Here is a 21,432-nt window from a genome sequence, read left to right on the forward strand (position 1 = left end):
AGACTGCATGTTAGTCGTTAGTAGCTACGCTACTAACTAAATTAAGTCAAGCCCTCGTCCTATTAGTACCAGTCAGCTGAATCCATTGCTGGACTTACACACCTGGCCTATCAACCTTGTCATCTACAAGGGGACTTACTAGCTTACGCTATGAGAGACCTCATCTTAAGGCTGGTTTCACGCTTAGATGCTTTCAGCGTTTATCCTTTCCGAACGTAGCTACCCAGCTGTACCCCTGGCGGGATAACTGGTACACCATTGGTTCGTCCACTCCGGTCCTCTCGTACTAGGAGCAGTTCCCTTCAAGTCTCTTGCGCCCGCGATGGATAGGGACCGAACTGTCTCACGACGTTCTGAACCCAGCTCACGTACCACTTTAATGGGCGAACAGCCCAACCCTTGGGACCTACTACAGCCCCAGGATGTGATGAGCCGACATCGAGGTGCCAAACCTCCCCGTCGATATGGACTCTTGGGAGAGATTAGCCTGTTATCCCCAGGGTAGCTTTTATCCGTTGAGCGATGGCCCTTCCACGCGGTACCACCGGATCACTAAGTCCGACTTTCGTCCCTGCTCGACCTGTACGTCTCGCAGTCAAGCTCCCTTCTGCCTTTGCACTCTTCGCGCGATTTCTGGCCGCGCTGAGGGAACCTTTGAGCGCCTCCGTTACATTTTCGGAGGCGACCGCCCCAGTCAAACTGCCCACCTGACACTGTCCTTAATGTCGTTACTATTAAAGTTAGAATTCCAGTAAATAAAGGGTGGTATCCCAACAATGACTCCATACATACTAGCGTACATATCTCGCAGTCTCCCACCTATCCTGTACATCATTTACCAAAATTCAATGTCAGGCTACAGTAAAGCTCCATGGGGTCTTTCTGTCCAGTCGCGGGTAACCTGCATCTTCACAGGTATTTCAATTTCACCGGGTCCCTCGTTGAGACAGTGCCCAAGTCGTTACACCTTTCGTGCGGGTCGGAACTTACCCGACAAGGAATTTCGCTACCTTAGGACCGTTATAGTTACGGCCGCCGTTTACTGGGGCTTCAGTTCACACCTTCGAATTGCTTCTAAGCACTCCCCTTAACCTTCCAGCACCGGGCAGGTGTCAGCACCTATACGTCAGCTTTCGCTTTAGCAGGCACCTGTGTTTGTGGTAAACAGTCGCTTGGGCCTCTTTTCTGCGACCCTCTTTAGCTCATACCGCAAGGGTAATCACCTAAAAGGGCTCCCCTTCTCCCGAAGTTACGGGGACATTTTGCCGAGTTCCTTAACGAGGGTTTTCCCGCGCACCTTAGGATTCTCTCCCCGCCTACCTGTGTCGGTTTGCGGTACGGGCACCCACAGCCTCGCTAGAAGCTTTTCTTGACAGTGTGGGATCAGTAAGTTCATCGCTATCGCTAGCAACTCCCCGTCACTCCTCAGGCTATACGTTTAGCGGATTTGCCTACTAAACACCCTACAAGCTTAGACGCATTTCTTCCATTCATGCGATTACTTACCCTTCTGTGTCACTCCATCACTCAAACGGATGTGGGTGGTACTGGAATGTTTGCCAGTTGTCCATCGCCTACGCATTTACGCCTCGGCTTAGGCCCCGACTTACCCTGAGACGACGAGCGTTGCTCAGGAAACCTTAGGCTTTCGGTGGACAAGATTCTCACTTGTCTTTTCGCTACTCATACCGGCATTCTCACTTCTATATACTCCACAGCTCCTTACGGTACTGCTTCAAAGCGTATAGAACGCTCCCCTACCACTTGTACCAAAGGTACAAATCCATAGCTTCGGTTCCGTACTTTAGCCCCGGACATCTTCGGCGCAAAACCTCTCGACCAGTGAGCTATTACGCACTCTTTAAATGGTGGCTGCTTCTAAGCCAACATCCTGGTTGTTTCTGAAGTTCCACATCCTTTGCCACTTAGTACGGCATTTGGGACCTTAGCTGATGGTCTGGGCTGTTTCCCTCTTGACTACGGGTCTTATCACTCGCAGTCTGACTCCCAAGGTCCGAGTACAGCCATTCGCAGTTTGACAGAGTTCGGTAACCTATAAGGCCCCTAGCCCAATCAGAGCTCTACCGTCTGTACTTATTTCTTGAGGCTAGCCCTAAAGCTATTTCGGGGAGAACCAGCTATCTCCGCGTTCGATTGGCATTTCACCCCTATCCACAACTCATCTCAAAACTTTTCAACGTTCACGAGTTCGGTCCTCCACGCAATTTTACCTGCGCTTCAACCTGGCCATGGATAGATCACTGCGGTTTCGGGTCTACAACAACTAACTATTCGCCCTATTAAGACTCGCTTTCGCTGCGGCTCCACATCTTCTGCTTAACCTCGCTAGTTACTGTAACTCGCCGGTTCATTCTTCAATAGGCACGCTGTTGACCACATAAGGGTCTTCAACTGCTTGTAGACATACGGTTTCAGGTTCTTTTTCACTCCCCTCCCGGGGTGCTTTTCACCTTTCCCTCACGGTACTATACGCTATCGGTCGCCAAGGAGTATTTTGCCTTGGAGGGTGGTCCCCCCTGCTTCCCACAAGGTTTCACGTGTCTCGTGGTACTCTGGAACTCGGCCATCTTGCTCTGCTTTTCGTCTACGGGACTGTTACCCCCTATGGTCTACCTTTCCAGGTAGTTCGACTAAGCCTGACTCGAATTATGCCGGTCCTCAACCCCGAATCAGTAAACTGACTCGGTTTGGGCTCTTCCCCGTTCGCTCGCCGCTACTTAGGGAATCTCACTTGATTACTTTTCCTCTGGGTACTTAGATGTTTCAGTTCCCCAGGTGCCCTCCTCATACTCTCAGGTATGGGTAACAGTGCATTACCACTGTTGGGTTTCCCCATTCGGAAATCTAGGGATCAAAACCTGCTTGCGATTCCCCCTAGCTTATCGGAGCTTACCCCGTCCTTCATCGGCTCTTGGCGCCAAGGCATCCACCGTATGCCCTTATTAGCTTGACTTAGTCACACTAATAGTCGGCTGTCAATAAACAGTCATCTGCTTCGTTGTCGCTGTGGGCATTCGTTCGACGTACAGAAGTACGACTCACTCTTGTCCTCGCTCCGCCTCGCATCTGACAGCTTCTTGCCAACCTTTAGTTGGTGGTATATTCGGTTTTAACGCCGAAATACACATTAAAAAAATCCTAACATGCTCGGTAATCACCCTAATATTGCTATTAGAATTATTACTTTGCTTTCTTCTGTGCAGTTTTCAAAGAACATCTGCAGCTTTCATCAGCGGTTGCTGATTACGTGATGCAGGAGGATCTACTATATTATCATACCCCTTGAATGAATTCAACAGGTATGTTTTGGTATTCCCTCAAAACTAAGCAATGTAAGTAGATGAACAACCAGATGTGTCGACCTTGGATTAGAACCATGTATTTCAATGATTCAAATCTCCATAGAAAGGAGGTGATCCAGCCGCACCTTCCGATACGGCTACCTTGTTACGACTTCACCCCAATCACTGATCTCACCTTCGACGGCTGGTTCCATTGCTGGTTACCTCACCGGCTTCGGGTGCTCTCAACTTTCGTGGTGTGACGGGCGGTGTGTACAAGGCCCGGGAACGTATTCACCGCAGCATGCTGATCTGCGATTACTAGCGATTCCGACTTCATGCAGGCGAGTTGCAGCCTGCAATCCGAACTGAGAGCTTGTTTTTGGGTTTGGCTTCACCTCGCGGCTTCGCTACCCTCTATTAAAGCCCATTGTAGTACGTGTGTAGCCCAAGACATAAGGGGCATGATGACTTGACGTCATCCCCACCTTCCTCCGTGTTATCCACGGCAGTCTCCCATGAGTTCCCACCTTTACGTGCTGGCAACATAGGATAAGGGTTGCGCTCGTTGCGGGACTTAACCCAACATCTCACGACACGAGCTGACGACAGCCATGCACCACCTGTCTATCTGTCTCCCGAAGGAGAACTTCCTATCTCTAGGAGCATCAGACGATGTCAAGCCTTGGTAAGGTTCTTCGCGTTGCGTCGAATTAAACCACATACTCCACCGCTTGTGCGGGCCCCCGTCAATTCCTTTGAGTTTCAACCTTGCGGCCGTACTCCCCAGGCGGGGTACTTATTGCGTTAACTCCGGCACTGGAGGGGTCGATACCCCCAACACCTAGTACCCATCGTTTACGGCCAGGATTACCGGGGTATCTAATCCCGTTCACTACCCTGGCTTTCGCGCCTCAGTGTCAGACACAGTCCAGAAAGTCGCCTTCGCCACTGGTGTTCCTCCTAATATCTACGCATTTCACCGCTACACTAGGAATTCCACTTTCCTCTCCTGCACTCAAGAATAACAGTATCCAAATGCTTCACGGGGTTGAGCCCCGAACTTTAACATCAGACTTATTATCCCACCTGCGCGCGCTTTACGCCCAATAATTCCGGACAACGCTTGCCACCTACGTATTACCGCGGCTGCTGGCACGTAGTTAGCCGTGGCTTTCTTGTCAGGTACCGTCATTACAACACATTATTCACATATCGCACATTCGTCCCTGAAAACAGAGTTTTACGATCCGAAAACCTTCTTCACTCACGCGGCGTTGCTCCGTCAGACTTTCGTCCATTGCGGAAGATTCCCCACTGCTGCCTCCCGTAGGAGTCTGGGCCGTGTCTCAGTCCCAGTGTGGCCGTTCATCCTCTCAGACCGGCTACTGATCGTCGCCTTGGTGAGCCATTACCTCACCAACTAGCTAATCAGACGCAGACCCATCTTCTAGTGGTAGCTTATAAATAGAGGCCACCTTTAGTATGTGAAACAGGCGTTTCACATACAACATTCGGTATTAGCACCACTTTCGCAGTGTTGTCCCCATCTAGAAGGTAGGTTGTCTACGCGTTACTCACCCGTTCGCCACTATCTGATATTCAACACTCAATCTTTCGCTTTTGTGTTAGCACTTTGTAAATGCGTGAAGCGCTCTCTTCTTTCGCGCTTGACGCTTGCTACACTGCTAAAAATTCAGTGTTGAATACCAGACCGTTCGACTTGCATGTGTTAGGCACGCCGCCAGCGTTCGTCCTGAGCCAGGATCAAACTCTCCATAAAAGTTATTTATGAAGAACCTTGATGGCTCTTTAAAAAACTAGTTTTTTTGTTAATCTCACCTAAGTGGACTAACTTTGTTTTGTACTCAAACGAGTACCGCACATCTGGCTTATTTAACCTTACTTACATTGTTTAGTTTTCAAGGAACACATTGTCGCTCACAGGCAACTTACATATAATATCATAATCGATTCTACATTGTCAAATGTTTTTATTATTTTATTGCTTGGAGAAAAAAAAAAACTGGCGATGGTTATTATCTGTTAGAGTTAAATACTAAACCTCAATAATAACGTTTCGCCAATTATATACTTCATTCAACCTATTAGACTTAACAATATTTAATAATGTAGTTTTCACTCAATTGATCTAAGACACGGCGCATTTCTACTATGCTTTCATGAGCCAAATTATATTTAGCAAGATCCTCACTGTGGAGCACTGAAGCTAACTTCTCAATGCGAGACAACAATTCTAATTTCTCCATGTTTCTAATCTACACCTCTATTTTAAAAGTCACAAAACTTATTCTATCAATGAAATGGACTCTTGTAAAGAAATAAATCAGAGCTGGAAGCAATATTATAGAAACTTTTGTACGGCACTACCATTCAGGTAATTACAGCGTTTCCCTTGGCAAGTATCACGATCTAGCAATGTCTTCTCAATTTCATCACGAATTTTCCACCAACCAGTCTGCCAATTCGTAAATAAAGTATTTTTCTCTGGCGCACGACCGATTAGTCGTTGGACGACAATCTCGGGATGCAGGTATTCAAGAAAAGTAACTACTCTTTCTATATATTCTTCTTTTGTAATTAATGATATCTCACCTTTTTGATACCAATCAGCCATAACTGTGTCTTTAACAATATACAGTGCATGTAACTTTACCTGATCTACCCCCATGGCTGACAAAACTTTAGCACTTTCAATTACATCAAGTTCATCATCCCAAGGCAAATTCAATATGATATGAGAACAAACTTCAAGATTGTACCGTTTTATCCGTAGCACCGCATCAAGAAATTCTGCCAAGCTATGGCCTCGATTTACTTTTTTCAAAGAATGATAGTTTACCGTCTGCAGCCCTAATTCAATACTGATATCAACTTTTTTAGATTGGCTAATTTCAGCCAACATTTCTAGATACTTATCATTTACACAGTCAGGACGAGTTGCTAAGGCAATGCTAACCACATCTTCCTGGCAAGCTTCATTAATATATTGTTCAAGCTGCTCAACTGGTAAATAAGTATTACTAAAGTTCTGAAAATAAGGGATAAACTTTTTCGCCTTATATTTGGCTGCAATATGAATTCGATTTGCAGCGATTTGCATTTCTACTGTCATAGAAGCAGGTAAATTTTCATATCCAGCACCAATTTCACCACAAAAGACGCAGCCCCCGCCCCCACAGCTTCCATCACGGTTAGGACAAGTAACAGGTAAACTAACAGGTAATTTATAAACTTTCTCACCATATCGCTGGCGAAGATACTCTGAATAAACATTATAACGCATACTAATTCCGCCCTTCCACTTTTCCAAAATCGCGATCTATAATAAGTTGGTACATAGTTGCTTCTTGACTATAGGAAAAGAGTATAGGGGTATCCTTCTCAACAATCTTACCTGGTTGTTTTAAATATTCAAGTATATCTATGGAGAAAACTTCAATCCTATATTTCTTTTTAATATCCCGCCATGTAGTAAAACTATAGTTAGGTATATAGTGACGTGCGATATTGGGGTTACGCCAGAATTCGTTTTTTTCCTCCATCCATACATCTTGATTCCATGTTAAACATTCGGGTTGAATGGATCCCTTTTCACTCATTAACGCATCGAACTTCAAAAATTCCTGGCATATTGTAAGCTTATCCAAATAATAGATTCGGCAAAAATCCAATAAATATTGATAGAGAGACTTAGCACTATGTGCAATTATATGTAATTGCTTTTCTTCCCAATAAGTAGACAATTTCTGATAAAAATGAAAAGCATTGCCCCCTTGTAACCTAATTAGCAAGTCTAGCGTATAGCGAAATCGTCCTGTATTATATACTTGATTAAAAACGTCTTCTAATATTTTGAGCTTCCTAACTTCACCGTATGTTAACCACTCATTGGCTAATACTTCATAGGGCGCATCATCTACAAAGACATAACCGCACTGATCAGCAATATTTCGCAGTCCAGCACCTTTTAGCATCTTTAAGAAACCAATTTGTAACATATGTGGCTGAAGCTGATATACATCATTAAAAGATTGCCCAAACAAAGTAACATTTTCATAGGGCAAACCGATAATCAAATCTAGATGTACATGGATATTATTATAAGAAACAATACGGGTTACGTGATCAACAATTTTAGGCCAGTTATTATGTCGCGAAATTTTATCAAGGGTTTGTTGGTTCGTAGATTGAATACCAATTTCAAATTGAAATCTTCCTACTGGCACTTCCCTTAGGAAGGTTAATACCTCCTCATCTAAAAGATCAACCGCAATCTCAAAGTGAAAATTAGTACGACATTCTTGCTTTGCTAAAAAACGTAAGATTGGCAAATAATGTTCCTTACGAGCATTAAAGGTTCTATCAACAAATTTAACTTGCCTAACATTATGTTTAATAAAAAATTCTAATTCTCGGTAGACTCGCTCTAAATTAAAGAAACGTACACCTGAGGTTGCACTCGATAAACAGTACTGACAAGAAAATGGGCATCCCCGGGCACTTTCATAATAAATAATTTTATCTTTTAGTCCTTCTATATCTTTCTCACAATAGGGAAAAGGTATAGTATTTACATCTCCTACAATCTGAGGTTTACCTACCACTACTTCTCCCTTATGACGGAACGACAAGCCTTCAATCGTATTAACAGGTGCATGGGATAATAACGCTGCCAATAATGTGCGAAATGTATTTTCCCCCTCACCTTGGACTATATAATCGATAAAAAGATTCTTCTGCATAACTTCTAAAGGATCATAGGAAACTTCTGGTCCACCTAAGATCACTACGACGCGTGGTAACACCTTCTTCAGTAGTCCAGCTAATTTTAAGGTCATATCGATATTCCAAATATAACAAGACAAACCAATAATATCGGGTTGCTCGCTATAAATATCGCTCAAAATTTCAAGCACTTCATTATTAATTGTATATTCTTTCATCACAATATCAGAATGTACAGAACTACACGCCACCTTCAAATATTTCAAAGCTAAAGAAGAATGAATATACTTCGCATTCAACGTCGCTAAAACAACTTTCACTTACAATCACCCCATATATATTAAAATCTATTATTTTCACTATTATGCTACTATCCTACTTTTCCATTCTATGCCCTATGATTCACCACCTGAAGGTTCTGTGAATACAATAAATAAAAGTAACCTTTAAAGGAAGGTGCCATAATGCGGATAGTCATAGATGGACAAAAAGTACCCGTTAATGTAAGAGTTAGTCGAGATTTACTAATGACACTAAAAGCCATGTCACAAACACTTCATTGGCGCATCACTTATGATACAGCTAATGAATTAGTGTATATTTATTCTCCAAGTTATGTTGTACCAAGTTCTTTAGATCGTCCTGCACCACTTATAGAAGAGCCAGAAAGTCAACGCTTATTAGGAAAAATAGTCTGTCTTGATGCTGGTCATGGTGGAAGTGATCCAGGTGCCATAGGCCCATCGAAAACAATGGAAAAGGATAACACCTTAGCAATTGTTTTACTTCTACGAGATATGTTAGAAAGCAATGGCGCAACTGTGGTACTCACTCGCGACACCGATCGAAATGTAGCCTTTCCTGATTCTTCTGCCAGCGAAGAACTTGCTGCAAGGGTCGAAATTGCCAAGGATGCAAATGCAGACATCTTCATCAGTATACACAATGATTCCTTTACCAGCAATACGGCCATGGGTACAACTACATTTCATTACGGAGATGCCAAATCAAAAAAACTAGCTTCTCTTGTCCAGAAAAATTTAGTGGCAGAGCTTGGTACGAAGGATAACTCTTCTCGCTTTGCAAGTTTCTATGTTATACGTTATAGCAAAATAACAGCTATACTCATTGAAGTCGCCTTTATTTCTAATCCTGAAGAAGAGGTATTACTCTCTAGTATTGATGGTCGATCGAAAATTGCCGAAAGCATCTTTCAAGGTATTGTTAATTACTTTAAAGTATAAGAAAAATATTTTTCCATATGCTATACAGGAATCCTAACTATTTTTGCCAATATATAGAACTATATCTCTATTTTGTAAAGGAGTGTATCCATGTTTATAGTACCGCACATTTTCCATTTGTCACGTAACGCTATACAGTGCAGCGATACCGCCGGAGATTCTAGTACAAAAGAGTCTTCTAAAGTGCCCGCCCGCAGTGAAATACCTGAACAGTACAAGTGGCATCTAAATGACATTTATGAAAACGATGATCTATGGCAAGAAGATTTTAGCAAATTAAAAAATAGCTTGTCTCATATTTCCAACTATGCAGGTACGCTAAAAAGCTCTGCACAAGATCTATTGGCTTGCTTGAAAGCAACTGATGAAATCGGTAAAATTGGTGGCAAACTATACGCCTATGCCCGTATGCATCGAGATGAGAACACCGCTGATGCCAACTACCAGGCCATGACAGGCAAACTAGAATCCTTACTAGCAGAAGCTGGGGCAGCTACTGCTTTTATTGAGCCTGAAATTCTTGCTCTGCCTGATGAAACGTTAGCTGCATTTCGTAAACAAGAAACGGGGTTAAAAGAATATAGTTTTTACTTTACTAACCTTGCTAGACAAAAAGAGCATGTACTGTCACCTGCCGAAGAAGCTATTTTATCAAGCTTATCCGACGTTACACAAGCATCCGAAAATACCTTCAACATGCTTGCCCATGCTGATATAGAGTTTCCACAAACCATTAATGAACAAGGTCAAATGGTTGATCTAAGCGAAGGACGCTATAGCTTATTCATCCGCTCAAGTGACCGCAATGTTCGTCAGCAAGCTTTTATTAATTTGTTTAATACCTACAATCATTTTCGAAATACTTTTGCCTCGACTCTAAGTGGAAATGTGAAAAAAAATGTTTTTTATGCAAAAACTCGTAAATATAACTCTACATTGGAATCCTCTTTACAAGGCGACAATGTACCCACAGAAGTATATGACAATTTAATTACTACTGTCCACAACAATCTTACTCCTCTTCACCGTTATGTAGCCCTGAAGAAAAAATATCTCAATCTAGAAGAAATTCACATGTATGATTTATATACGCCCCTCGTTAGCGATGTAAAGCTTCCCCTTCCTTATGAAGAAGGAGTTAAACTGGTTTCTACTGGTCTAAAGCCTTTAGGTTCAGAATATGCTAACATCTTCGATAAAGGTATAACGTCAGGCTGGATTGATGTTTACGAAAACAAAGGAAAACAAACTGGGGCTTATTCCTGGGGTAATTACGGAACACATCCTTTCGTACTACTGAATTACAACGACCGCTATGATGATGTTTCTACCTTAGCCCATGAGATGGGGCATGCAATCCATAGTTACTACAGCCAAGAAAATCAACCTTACTCTACTTCTTCTTATACTATTTTCTGTGCTGAAGTAGCGTCTACTACAAATGAGATACTACTTTTAGACCATATGCTCACTACTACAACGGATAAAAAAATAAAAATGTATCTCATTAATCAATACTTAGAACAAGTAAGAGCTACAGTCTACCGCCAGACTATGTTTGCTGAATTTGAAAAGTTACTTTATGAGATTTCGGAAAAAGGCGAAAGTATTACAGCTGACATGCTTGATGCTTTATGGCATGAACTTAACGTAACCTATTATGGGCCTGATTTGGTTGTTGATAAAGAGGTCGATGTTGAATGGGCACGCATTCCACACTTTTATTGGGATTTTTACGTGTACCAATATGTTACTGGGTACTCTGCAGCCACTACTTTAGCTGAAAAAATAAAATCAGAAGGGCCAACTGCTCAAGAAAAATATATTAATTTCTTGAAAAGCGGTGGGTCAGATTACTCTCTAAATATTTTAAAGGCGGCAGGTGTTGATATGTCTTCACCAAGGCCTGTTGAAATAACTCTAGAAAAATTCTCCACTATGCTTGATGAAATGGAAGGACTTTTAGCACAGTAACTAACCAAAAGACCGGGTAACCGGTCTTTTTTTGTATAGAGAGTCAATTATATAAAAATACTAAGAAAATGGAGGGGTACTATGCAGTTTATAAAACCCATGTTAGCAAAACAAGGTAAACTACCCACGGATGACAATCAATATGGTTTCGAAATTAAATGGGATGGCATGCGCTGCATTCTCTACCATATAAATAACGAAATTGTATTAAGAAGCCGCAATCAAAAAGATATTACATCTCAATATCCGGAACTCCAAGAATTAGGAACAATACTGAACGGACAGCAAGTGATACTCGATGGGGAGATTATTGTCTTAGATACAAATGGACGGCCATCCTTTTCTTTATTACAACATCGAATGGGCCTTAGCTCCCCTATTGTCATTGCTAAAAAAAGGCAGGAGATACCTGTAACTTATATTTCCTTCGATATACTTTACCTCAACAATAAATATTTAATGGACCTTCCCTATACAGAGCGACGCCACATACTTGATAAACTAGAACTTTCTAGTACAAATTTGCAGGTTCCAGCTTATCAATTAGGAAATGGCAAAGAAATACAAAAGGCCGTTTCTGATCTAGGTTTGGAAGGAATTATAGCCAAACGGCTTATTAGTCATTATTTACCTGGCAAACGAAGTGACGATTGGTTAAAGATAAAAAATAACCATCGTCAAGAATTCGTAATTGGTGGTTGGTTACCAGGCAAAGGTCAACGCTCTGAAGGTATCGGTTCATTAGTATTAGGCTATTACGATATGACACCTAAGCAAGCAGAAGTTGAAAATAAAGAGCCACAATTTCTCTATGCTGGTAAGGTAGGTACCGGTTTCACTAAAGATCTACTCCAAAAGTTGTTAGCTATGTTAACTCCTCTTAAGCGAGATAGTAGTCCCTTTTCCACTGATATCCCCCCAAAAGACACAGTCTTTGTTGAGCCCCAAATAATCGGTGAGTTTGAATTTACCGAGTGGACGCCAAATAACACTCTCCGGCACCCTTCTTTTAAAGGCCTGCGTTACGATAAAGCGGCATCCTTTGTAATAAAAGAAAGTTAAAATTTCAATAGTAACTACTTCACTTTCAAGTAATGTAGTCTATAAAAAGGAGAATCATGATATGCCTAGACCAGTATGGAGCGGTTCGATCAGCTTTGGATTAGTCAATATACCTATCAAATTATATAATGCTGTAAAAAAGAAAACATTACATTTTCATCAGCTTCGAAAAAGCGATGGTTGCCGTATCCGATTAAAACGAGTTTGTGCTAACGATGGCAGTGAAGTGCCAAATGAAGAAATTGTCAAAGGATACGAGATTTCACCGGAGCAGTATGTAGTTCTATCATCTGAAGAAATTGAAAACGTCTATCCGAAAAGCTCAAGGCGCATTCAAATTGATGACTTTGTCCGTTTAGAAGAAATTGATCCTATTTATTTCGAGCATTCCTATTATCTTACACCTGATAAAGGAATGGAAAAGGCCTACTCTCTATTACTATTTGCCATGAAGAAATCACAAAAAACGGCAATCGCTAATTTTGTATTACGTAATAAACAATATATTGCTGCAATACGCCCTACAGAAAATGCAATCACACTATCAACTATGTTTTTCTCTGATGAAATAATACCGCAAAAAGAGTTAGAAGACCTACCAAGTATAGAGAATGAGCCGGATCAGCGGGAATTAACTATTGCCCTGCAATTAATTGAGTCTCTTTCCAGCAACTTTGCACCAGAAAAATACCACAATGAATATAGAGAAAAAATATTATCTATGATTGAACGCAAAGCGGAAGGGCAAGTAATCACGCAGCAGCCCGCAGCCGAACAGGGTGGTAAAGTAGTTGATTTAATGGCAGCACTCGAGGCAAGCCTTGCAGCCTTAAAAAAGAAAACTCCAGCTAAAACTAGGAGGAAAAAAGCCCATGCCTAATAGCACTCTAGTTCAAATTGATAATGTACAATTAACTCTCTCAAACCTAGAGAAAATCTTTTATACATCAACTAACTTTACAAAAGCACAGGTAATTGATTACTATAGTCGCATTGCCCCCTTTCTCTTGCCTCACCTGATAGGTCGTCCTTTAACGTTAAAACGGTATCCAAACGGTGCAGAAGCGAAGTTTTTCTATCAAAAACAGTGCCCTGCATTCCGCCCAAATTGGTTAGCTACAGTCCCCGTGTGGAGTGAAGGCAAGAACAAAAATATTGACTTTTGCTTAGTCCAGGACTTAGCCTCTCTTATTTGGGCTGTTAATTTGGCAGCCATTGAACTCCACACGTCCCTGTCACTGGCTGAAGACACCTTGCGTCCTACCTTACTTGTCTTCGATCTTGATCCAGGTCATCCAGCTACTATTGTACAATGCGCTGAGGTTGCCCTTATACTAAAGAAAGTCTTAGAAGACAATAATCTTCAGAGCTTCCCAAAGACTTCTGGTTCTAAGGGCTTACAAATTTATGTACCCTTGAATACGCAAGCTGCCAACTATAAACAAACAAAAGAATTTGCTCATGGAATAGCTCGTCTATTAGAACAACAATATCCTTCCCTTGTTGTTTCTAAAATGAGAAAATTCTTGCGTAAAGGTAAAATTTTTATAGACTGGAGCCAAAACGATAACCATAAGACAACCGTTTGTGTTTACTCTTTAAGGGCAAAAAAATATCCAACTGTTTCTACTCCTATTACGTGGGAAGAAGTAGAGAAGGCCTATAAAGAGCAAGATAGCACCCAGTTGTCTTTCACTACCGATCAAGTTTTGGATAGGGTTCAGAGAATCGGTGATTTATTTGCCCCCCTTCTTACACTTAAACAGGAAATACCTAATATTCACAGTAAATAAAAAATGATCTGAATTTTAATCAGATCATTTTTTCCTATTTTCTATTGTTAACTCAAATCTTTAGGACCAGCTTCTACTATTTCTGCTGGTATGGAATCTCCAAATTTTTTAATATTTTGATTAAATAACTGAGCAAGTTCCTTGGCCTTACTCTGGTATGCATCTTTGTCTTGCCACGTATGAATTGGCTTCAAAAGTTCTGACGGTACAGCTGGACATTCCGTAGGAATATAAACATTAAAAATAGGATCCAGTTCATATTCTACATTATCAAGCTTCCCTTCAATCGCTGCTGTAACCATAGCTCTTGTATAAGGCAATTTCATTCGACTACCTATACCATAAGGTCCACCTGACCATCCAGTATTGATTAAAAATACATTGGTATCGTGCTGATCAAGCTTTTCCCCTAATAACTTAGCATAAACTAGTGGTGATAAGGGTAAAAATGGTGCCCCAAAACAAGATGAAAAAGTAGCTTCCGGCTTAGTAATTCCTCGTTCTGTACCAGCCAATTTACTGGTATAACCAGATAAAAAGTGATACATAGCTTGCTGTTTATTTAACTTAGATATAGGTGGCAAAACACCAAACGCATCGGCTGTTAAAAAGACTACTGTTTTAGGATGACCACCAATTCCAGGAATCAAAGCATTAGGTATAAAATCAACAGGATAGGCAACCCTTGTATTTTCTGTTATGGATTTATCATCGTAATGAGCTACTCTAGCTTCATCGATAACAACATTTTCTAGTACAGCACCAAAGCGAATGGCCTCCCAAATTTGCGGCTCTGTTTCATGGCGTAAGTCGATGCATTTTGCATAGCAACCACCTTCAATATTAAAAATACCATGGTCACTCCAAGCATGTTCATCATCACCAATGAGCTGACGATCTGGATCTGCTGAAAGCGTCGTCTTGCCTGTACCACTTAAGCCAAAAAACAATGCAGTGTCACCACTATGCCCCATATTAGCCGAACAATGCATTGATAAAATTCCTTGTCGTGGCAATAAATAATTCATAACAGAAAAAATTGATTTTTTCATTTCTCCTGCATAATGTGTACCGCCAATTAATACCATTTTCTTTTCGAAATGAATAACAATAAAAGCCTCTGAATTCGTGCCATCGATTTCTGGTACAGCTTTAAAACCTGGCATACAACAAATTTGGAAATCCGGCTGAAAATCTTTTTCATTAAGTTCTTGTCGTACTAGTAATTGATGAATAAATAAATTCTGCCAGGCAAACTCATTAAAAAATCTTGCCTTTATGTGATATTGCGCATCAGCACCAGCAAAACCCTCAAATACAAATAATTCACGATTTTCCATATATGCTAACATACGATTATACAACTGTTCAAATTTTTGTTCCGTAAAAGGCTTATTACTTCCCCAGGAAATTTCACTATGCACTGCTGGCGAATCCACAATAAATTTGTCATTAGGAGAACGCCCCGTATATTTTCCTGTAGCTACCCGTAGCGCACCGTTTGCAGTTAATAAGCCTTCTTTTCTTGCTAAGGAAATTTCTACCAACTCCGACGAAGTTAAATTCCAATGAACCTTACTTGCACCGTTTAGTATAATACTGCTGTCCATCATGTACTCCCCCTTCATATAATAATCCATCAATCGTAACAAAGATGCTTTATCAATAACAATATATGTTTTTCCATATATTGTTATTCCTATTAGTAAAAATTTTCACATGGGAATAGTTGCTGTTTAATAAAAAAAAAGCACAGTCATATTATTTTATTGTGCGTTGGTGTGAAAACCTCGCCTTTAATAACATGACTGCAACATATAATCTAAAGTTTCATTAGTCTTTAGTCTTTATTCTTTATTCTTATTTATTATCTTCTTTATAATATTAGGCATATCCTCTTTCTCAATAACAATATTATGATAAATAGTTGCCTTCTCCAGTGCCGCTAGCGCTGGCGGTACTGGCCAGCCACTCACTTTGGCTAATTCATGCAGCATGGAGAATTCATCTTTTCCATTCATAACATTGGAGCCTGCAAGCGCAGCTAATACACTCTCATTAAACTTAAAAGGGCTAGCTGTAGATACAATAACTTGTGGAGTCATATCTTTGGTCTGTTGTCGATATCGATCTGCCACTTGCCAAGCTACGGCTGTATGAGGGTCTGCTACATAGTTATATTTACTAAAAACAGTTGTAATCATCTCTTCAGTACCCTTGTCATCTACCCAATCAGCCCAAAAAGTTTTCTTAATATCTTGTAGAACTTTTTCTTCAACCTGATACTGTCCATTAGTTGTTAATTGTGTCATCCAGTCCGCTACCTGTTGACTATTACCATCTGTCATGTGATATAACAAACGTTCCAAATTACTAGAAATTAAAATATCCATAGACGGAGATAGGGTTTTATGAAAGGTCCGCTGTCTATTATACACACCAGTATTCAAGAATTCCGTTAATACATTGTTGTTATTCGATGCACAAATCAGTTTACCAATTGGCAGTCCCATTAATTTTGCATAATAAGCTGCTAATAAGTTACCAAAATTCCCTGTAGGCACAACAAAATTTACGAGTTGTCCCAACTGCAAGTGACCATCCCGTAGCATATCAGCATAAGCACTAAAATAATATACAATTTGTGGTACTAATCGTCCCCAATTAATTGAATTAGCAGATGACAATTGAAAACCATCCCTTGCTAACTCCTTATTATATTGAGGATCATTAAAGATGACTTTTACACCCGTCTGGGTGTCATCAAAATTCCCCTTCACAGCCACAACAGAAACGTTGGAACCAAGCTGCGTTATCATCTGTAAACGCTGAATCGGACTGACGCCTTCTTCAGGATAAAATACAATGATTTTAATTTGTTCAACGTTGGCAAACCCCTCTAAAGCAGCTTTACCTGTGTCTCCTGATGTTGCCGTTAAAATTACAATTTCAGACTTTTCGTCAGTTTTACGAAGGGCTCGTGACATGAGTTGCGGCAGGATTTGTAGAGCCATATCTTTAAAAGCGCTTGTTGGGCCATGCCATAATTCAAGAACAGAAGTCTGATCTCCAATAGGAACGATCGGTGCAATCCTAGAGTCGTCAAACTTATCTGTTGTGTAAGCAGCAGTAATGCAAGCTCTTAATTCTGCTTCGCTATAATCAGATAAAAACAAACGTAATACATGTAATGCTCTCTCTTGATAATCAAAGTTTACTAAATTAGCTAGCCACTTTTCATCTACTTTAGGAATTGAATCTGGTACAAATAAGCCACCATCAGCAGCTATTCCTCTTTTTATGGCTTCCGCCGCCAATATTTTATCATTTTCCCCACGAGTACTACTATACATGCTAAACTCCCTTTCTTAGAACAATTGTTTTTTGTTTATTACCTTGACCAGCACATTTACACTTCAAGAATTGAATTTTTCTCTACAGAGCCACCGTTATAACAAACCATCATCTCACTGGTTACAGTAAGTATCTTTTTGAGCTCTTCTTTTTCTACTTCCCCATCTGCATATATTACTACCAAAATATTGCGTGTAGCTAACGTTACCGCAGTACGAGCCGCATCAGCCATTGGATTACCAAATATCCCTTTGTCATCTACCAACAATGGCGTAACGCTGTGTGAACTATTACTCTTATTATTTTCCTCTACATCCAGCTGACAACTTACATTTCCCGCAATTTGATCTAAATCATACAAACCAAAGGGTAACAAAAACTTGATCGCGCAGTAATTAGCAACAGCGACTGCACTATTTACATAATGGACGCCTTTTCGTTGTAACACCCGACGTACAACTTCTTCTGATACTGTATTATGCCGAACTGGATTAAACTCTACTTTTTTTAAACTCCGCACTCCCACTATTGGTGGAATATCCATCAGTTCATCTATATTATAGAATTTAGCTGCTTCAATTTGTAAATGAAAAAATTCTTGAGCCAACGATGGAGGTGTACCTTGTACCACAATATTACGAATAACAAGATAACCTAAACTACGATTAGAACTATACTGCATTTTACTTTTCTGAATATCAAACTGCATAATATGCCTCCATTGAAAATATACAAAGCTAATTTTACACCATATCACGGGCAAGATTACACAACTCGCCCTTTGTGGCGCTCACCAAATCACTGGGAGACACAAGAATCTGGCAACCTCGTATGCCAGCGCTGATTGAGATATAAGGCCATTTCATCATACTAGCATCAACATAAACCGCAAACTGTTTTTTTGCGCCTAAAGGTGAAACTCCACCTCGAATATATCCTGTTATCTTCTGAACATCTTTCAATGGCACCATATCAACCTTTTTATTACCACTAACAGCAGCCACAGTTTTTAAATTAAGCTCTGCGCCACCCGGTAGGCAAGCCATAAATACACCTGTTTTATCACCATATACAACCAATGTTTTGAAAACTTGTTCTAATGGCACTCCTATTTTTTTTGCAACATTTTCTGCACTCAGATCATTTTCATCTACTTTATATTCACGTAATTCATAGGTAATTTTTAGCCCATCTAAAATACGAGCAACATTTGTTTTCTTCAAGAAATCTCCCTCATTTGTTCATTTTGAGCAATTATATTATATTTTTACTATACTATTATGTAACAAAAATTGCATATTTCAAATAGTATATTATTCTTGTAACCTTCTTGTCAATAAACTTTCCAAAGTATACAAAATAGAAAATAACTTGGCTTACACCAAGTTATATAAATGCAAGCACTAAACTATTTTAAAACCACACTTTTATTTATCTAAAAGTCCAATACCATATACTTAACTTTTACATTTGGGATTGCCTTTAAATGTTGTTCCAACTCCGCTACGACAGTTTCCTCCCCCTTTAACTGTAAAAGAATCATTCCATTATTAGAACACCCCTCAGTTACATCTCCATGTAGCCCAAGCCTAACCCTAATATAGCAGCCATATTTAGTTAAAACATCTTGAACTTTCACTGCTGTTTCTACTCTATTTTCCTGAAAAATTGCCATGATACTTGAATAATTGTCCATAAGAATCCTCCTAAAAACATAATATTCATTACACTATAAATTATGAACTGTTATACAAAACTCCTGCTTTTTTCTTAGTATACCCATATATATTTTTTTAAATTTTACCGTGACTTAATTCTATTACCATGTGCTTAAGCTAAGAAGGATCTTTTTCTCCCTTTGGGGCAGGATATCATTATATAATATAGAATTATTATATTTTAGCTTTATACCTAGCGCTCACATTTCCCTTAGATAATTTTATCTTTAAACCTAAAAAAGAGGTGACGTCCTTTGCTTAAGATAGCTCTTGCACAAATCGAAATTATCCCTGGCAGACCCGATATTAATACAAAAACTATGCTTACTATGATAAAGCAAGCTCGCCAACAATGTGCACAAATGATTATATTTCCTGAAATGTCCATTCCAGGTTACTTTCTTGGCGACACCTGGGAGCAGCTTACATTTTTAAAAGACTGTGAAGAGTATGGTCAACGAATCATTGATGCTTCCGTCGACATATGTATTGTATTTGGCAATATTGCAATGGATTGGAATAAGGTAAACGATGATGGTCGTGTACGTAAATATAACGCTTGCTTTATCGCTCACCAAGGTAAGCTTTTAGGAAATGATAACTTTCCTTATCCTTACCGCATTAAAACATTACAACCAAATTATCGAGAATTTGATGATTCACGCCACTTTTATAGCTTGCGCAAATTAGCAATCGAATTAGGCAAAAATGTAAACCAACTTTTACAACCTGTTACATTAAATATAGCCAATAAACAGTTTAAGCTTGGTTGCTTGCTTTGTGAAGATGGTTGGTGCGATGATTATGCAGTGAAACCCGTCGGTGCAATTCACCAGAATGGTCCCGTTGATTTTTTCATCAATATATCAAGCTCGCCTTATACCATTGGAAAAAATAACAAACGAAATCGTCTTTTTTCTACCCAAGTGAAAAATGTAAATTGCCCCTTAATTTATGTAAATAATACAGGCATACAAAATAATGGAAAAACAGTTTATACTTTTGATGGCTGCAGCACTGTATACAATCGCAGAGGAGAAATCATTGAATATTGTCCAGCCTTTTCCACTAACCTAACCTGCGTTGACCTGCATCTTACTACTGATAATATAGAAACAGCAACCACAATTCCTAATGATGATAGTGATATTCATACTATCTACCAAGGAATTGCTTATGGCACAAAACACTTTCTAGATTCGATTGGAATGAGAAAAGTAGTAATTGGTGCCTCAGGAGGAATTGATTCTGCCGTAAGTGCTGCTATCTATACAAAAATCCTTGGCCCCGATAATGTATTATTAGTAAACATGCCAAGCATATATAATTCCAGAACAACAAAAGATTTATCGGCAAAATTAGCACAGAACTTAGGTTGCCAATATACCATCATTCCCATTCAAGAAGTTGTTGACTATACAGTAGAACAACTTAAAAAATCTCCTATTACAAATCTTTCCACTGGAGATAAGCAACAATTAACCATTAGCCCCTTTATCATCGAAAACATTCAGGCCCGAGATCGATCATCTCGTATTTTAGCTGGTGTTGCCGCAGCCTTTGGTGCTGGTTTTACTTGTAATGCTAACAAAAGTGAGATGACGGTAGGTTATTCTACTCTCTATGGAGATCAAGCTGGTTTTTTAGCAGCGTTGTCTGATCTTTGGAAACACCAAGTTTATGAGTTAGCAGAGTATCTCAATCGACATATTTACAAAAAAGAAGTAATTCCTCAAGAGATCATCGACCTTGTTCCTAGTGCTGAGCTTTCCTTTGAGCAGTCTGTTGATGAAGGAAAAGGTGATCCAATTATTTATTCTTATCATGATTATCTTTTTAGAGCCTTCATGGAACATTGGAACCGCAGAACTCCGGAAGATATACTATTATGGTATGAACAAGGCACCTTAGAAGAAAAAATAGGCTGCCAGGCCGGCCTCGTAGCTACACTCTTCCCTACTCCAGATGAATTTATTACTGACCTGGAAAAGTGGTGGAAACTCTATACAGGTATGGCGGTTGCCAAAAGGATTCAAGCACCTCCCGTTTTAGCCGTCAGCAGACGAGCTTATGGCTTTGATCATCGGGAAGCCCAAAATAGAACCTACTTTACAATGAATTATGAATTGTTAAAAGAAAGGCTATTACAAAATCGCTCATAAAAAGGCTAGAGATTCTAAGTTATAAACTTGGAACCTCTAGCCTTTCCTGTTGAGCGGTTTCTATTCTTTAATTA

Annotated in this window: 14 protein-coding genes and 2 rRNA genes; 6 read left to right on the plus strand and 10 right to left on the minus strand. The window is 40.0% G+C overall.

Annotated elements, in window-relative coordinates; translation table 11 throughout:
• Positions 1-42: 42 nt before the first annotated feature.
• The 5 genes from UFO1_RS13035 to UFO1_RS13050 form a co-directional block, all read right to left on the minus strand.
• A 23S ribosomal RNA gene (locus UFO1_RS13035) occupies positions 43-2,974 on the minus strand.
• 452 nt (positions 2,975-3,426) lie between these two features.
• Positions 3,427-5,085: ribosomal RNA gene (locus tag UFO1_RS13040) — 16S ribosomal RNA — on the minus strand.
• Together the 16S and 23S rRNA genes form the textbook arrangement of a ribosomal RNA operon.
• 331 nt (positions 5,086-5,416) lie before the next feature.
• Complete coding sequence (locus UFO1_RS25365; RefSeq protein WP_162472645.1) at positions 5,417-5,557, minus strand: hypothetical protein; 141 nt, start codon at positions 5,555-5,557, stop codon at positions 5,417-5,419.
• Positions 5,558-5,667: 110 nt separating this feature from the next.
• Positions 5,668-6,609 carry a TIGR01212 family radical SAM protein gene (locus UFO1_RS13045; protein WP_038671416.1) on the minus strand — a complete coding sequence of 314 codons (942 nt, stop codon included), beginning with the start codon at positions 6,607-6,609 and terminating at the stop codon, positions 5,668-5,670.
• 1 nt (position 6,610) lies between these two features.
• Complete coding sequence (locus UFO1_RS13050; protein WP_038671418.1) at positions 6,611-8,371, minus strand: B12-binding domain-containing radical SAM protein; 1,761 nt, start codon at positions 8,369-8,371, stop codon at positions 6,611-6,613.
• Between the two features lie 144 nt (positions 8,372-8,515).
• Here UFO1_RS13050 and UFO1_RS13055 point away from each other — a divergent pair, with 144 nt between their 5' ends.
• The 5 genes from UFO1_RS13055 (at position 8,516) to ligD (UFO1_RS13075) (ending at position 14,124) form a co-directional block, all read left to right on the plus strand.
• Complete coding sequence (locus UFO1_RS13055; RefSeq protein ID WP_038671420.1) at positions 8,516-9,295, plus strand: N-acetylmuramoyl-L-alanine amidase; 780 nt, start codon at positions 8,516-8,518, stop codon at positions 9,293-9,295.
• 90 nt (positions 9,296-9,385) lie between these two features.
• Positions 9,386-11,269, plus strand: a complete 1,884-nt coding sequence (gene pepF / locus UFO1_RS13060) for an oligoendopeptidase F (protein WP_038671422.1) — start codon at positions 9,386-9,388, stop codon at positions 11,267-11,269.
• An 81-nt stretch (positions 11,270-11,350) separates the two neighbouring features.
• Positions 11,351-12,331, plus strand: a complete 981-nt coding sequence (gene ligD, locus UFO1_RS13065) for a non-homologous end-joining DNA ligase (protein ID WP_038671424.1) — start codon at positions 11,351-11,353, stop codon at positions 12,329-12,331.
• A gap of 61 nt (positions 12,332-12,392) precedes the next feature.
• Positions 12,393-13,211, plus strand: coding sequence for a Ku protein (locus UFO1_RS13070; RefSeq protein ID WP_038671427.1), 819 nt, complete (start codon positions 12,393-12,395; stop codon positions 13,209-13,211).
• Positions 13,204-14,124, plus strand: coding sequence for a non-homologous end-joining DNA ligase (ligD, locus tag UFO1_RS13075; protein WP_038671429.1), 921 nt, complete (start codon positions 13,204-13,206; stop codon positions 14,122-14,124). Before UFO1_RS13070 ends, ligD (UFO1_RS13075) begins: the two co-directional genes overlap by 8 nt.
• Before the next feature lie 47 nt (positions 14,125-14,171).
• Here the strand turns inward: ligD (UFO1_RS13075) and pckA are convergent, their stop codons facing one another.
• The 5 genes from pckA to UFO1_RS13100 form a co-directional block, all read right to left on the minus strand.
• On the minus strand, positions 14,172-15,734 hold the full coding sequence (pckA, locus tag UFO1_RS13080; protein ID WP_038671431.1) for a phosphoenolpyruvate carboxykinase (ATP): 1,563 nt from the start codon (positions 15,732-15,734) through the stop codon (positions 14,172-14,174).
• 237 nt (positions 15,735-15,971) lie between these two features.
• Positions 15,972-17,477: a threonine synthase gene (thrC, locus tag UFO1_RS13085; RefSeq protein ID WP_038671433.1), complete on the minus strand. Its 1,506-nt coding sequence runs from the start codon at positions 17,475-17,477 to the stop codon at positions 15,972-15,974.
• A gap of 56 nt (positions 17,478-17,533) precedes the next feature.
• Positions 17,534-18,187, minus strand: a complete 654-nt coding sequence (locus tag UFO1_RS13090) for a B3/4 domain-containing protein (protein ID WP_038671435.1) — start codon at positions 18,185-18,187, stop codon at positions 17,534-17,536.
• Between the two features lie 34 nt (positions 18,188-18,221).
• On the minus strand, positions 18,222-18,701 hold the full coding sequence (ybaK, locus tag UFO1_RS13095) for a Cys-tRNA(Pro) deacylase (protein ID WP_038671437.1): 480 nt from the start codon (positions 18,699-18,701) through the stop codon (positions 18,222-18,224).
• Between the two features lie 212 nt (positions 18,702-18,913).
• Positions 18,914-19,174: a hypothetical protein gene (locus tag UFO1_RS13100; RefSeq protein ID WP_038671439.1), complete on the minus strand. Its 261-nt coding sequence runs from the start codon at positions 19,172-19,174 to the stop codon at positions 18,914-18,916.
• Positions 19,175-19,450: 276 nt separating this feature from the next.
• Here UFO1_RS13100 and nadE point away from each other — a divergent pair, with 276 nt between their 5' ends.
• Positions 19,451-21,358, plus strand: coding sequence for an NAD(+) synthase (nadE, locus tag UFO1_RS13105; RefSeq protein ID WP_038671441.1), 1,908 nt, complete (start codon positions 19,451-19,453; stop codon positions 21,356-21,358).
• Positions 21,359-21,432: the final 74 nt, after the last annotated feature.

It is taken from the genome of Pelosinus sp. UFO1 (assembly GCF_000725345.1).
Taxonomy (GTDB): domain Bacteria; phylum Bacillota; class Negativicutes; order DSM-13327; family DSM-13327; genus Pelosinus.

What these genes read in the sequence shown, in the direction of transcription:
- UFO1_RS13045 (WP_038671416.1), bottom strand. Translation starts at nt 6,609, where the DNA reads ATGCGTTATAATGTTTATTCAGAGTATCTTCGCCAGCGATATGGTGAG.
- UFO1_RS13055 (WP_038671420.1), top strand. Translation starts at nt 8,516, where the DNA reads ATGCGGATAGTCATAGATGGACAAAAAGTACCCGTTAATGTAAGAGTT.
- pepF (WP_038671422.1), top strand. Translation starts at nt 9,386, where the DNA reads ATGTTTATAGTACCGCACATTTTCCATTTGTCACGTAACGCTATACAG.
- ligD (WP_038671424.1), top strand. Translation starts at nt 11,351, where the DNA reads ATGCAGTTTATAAAACCCATGTTAGCAAAACAAGGTAAACTACCCACG.
- UFO1_RS13070 (WP_038671427.1), top strand. Translation starts at nt 12,393, where the DNA reads ATGCCTAGACCAGTATGGAGCGGTTCGATCAGCTTTGGATTAGTCAAT.
- ligD (WP_038671429.1), top strand. Translation starts at nt 13,204, where the DNA reads ATGCCTAATAGCACTCTAGTTCAAATTGATAATGTACAATTAACTCTC.
- pckA (WP_038671431.1), bottom strand. Translation starts at nt 15,734, where the DNA reads ATGGACAGCAGTATTATACTAAACGGTGCAAGTAAGGTTCATTGGAAT.
- thrC (WP_038671433.1), bottom strand. Translation starts at nt 17,477, where the DNA reads ATGTATAGTAGTACTCGTGGGGAAAATGATAAAATATTGGCGGCGGAA.
- UFO1_RS13090 (WP_038671435.1), bottom strand. Translation starts at nt 18,187, where the DNA reads ATGCAGTTTGATATTCAGAAAAGTAAAATGCAGTATAGTTCTAATCGT.
- UFO1_RS13100 (WP_038671439.1), bottom strand. Translation starts at nt 19,174, where the DNA reads ATGGACAATTATTCAAGTATCATGGCAATTTTTCAGGAAAATAGAGTA.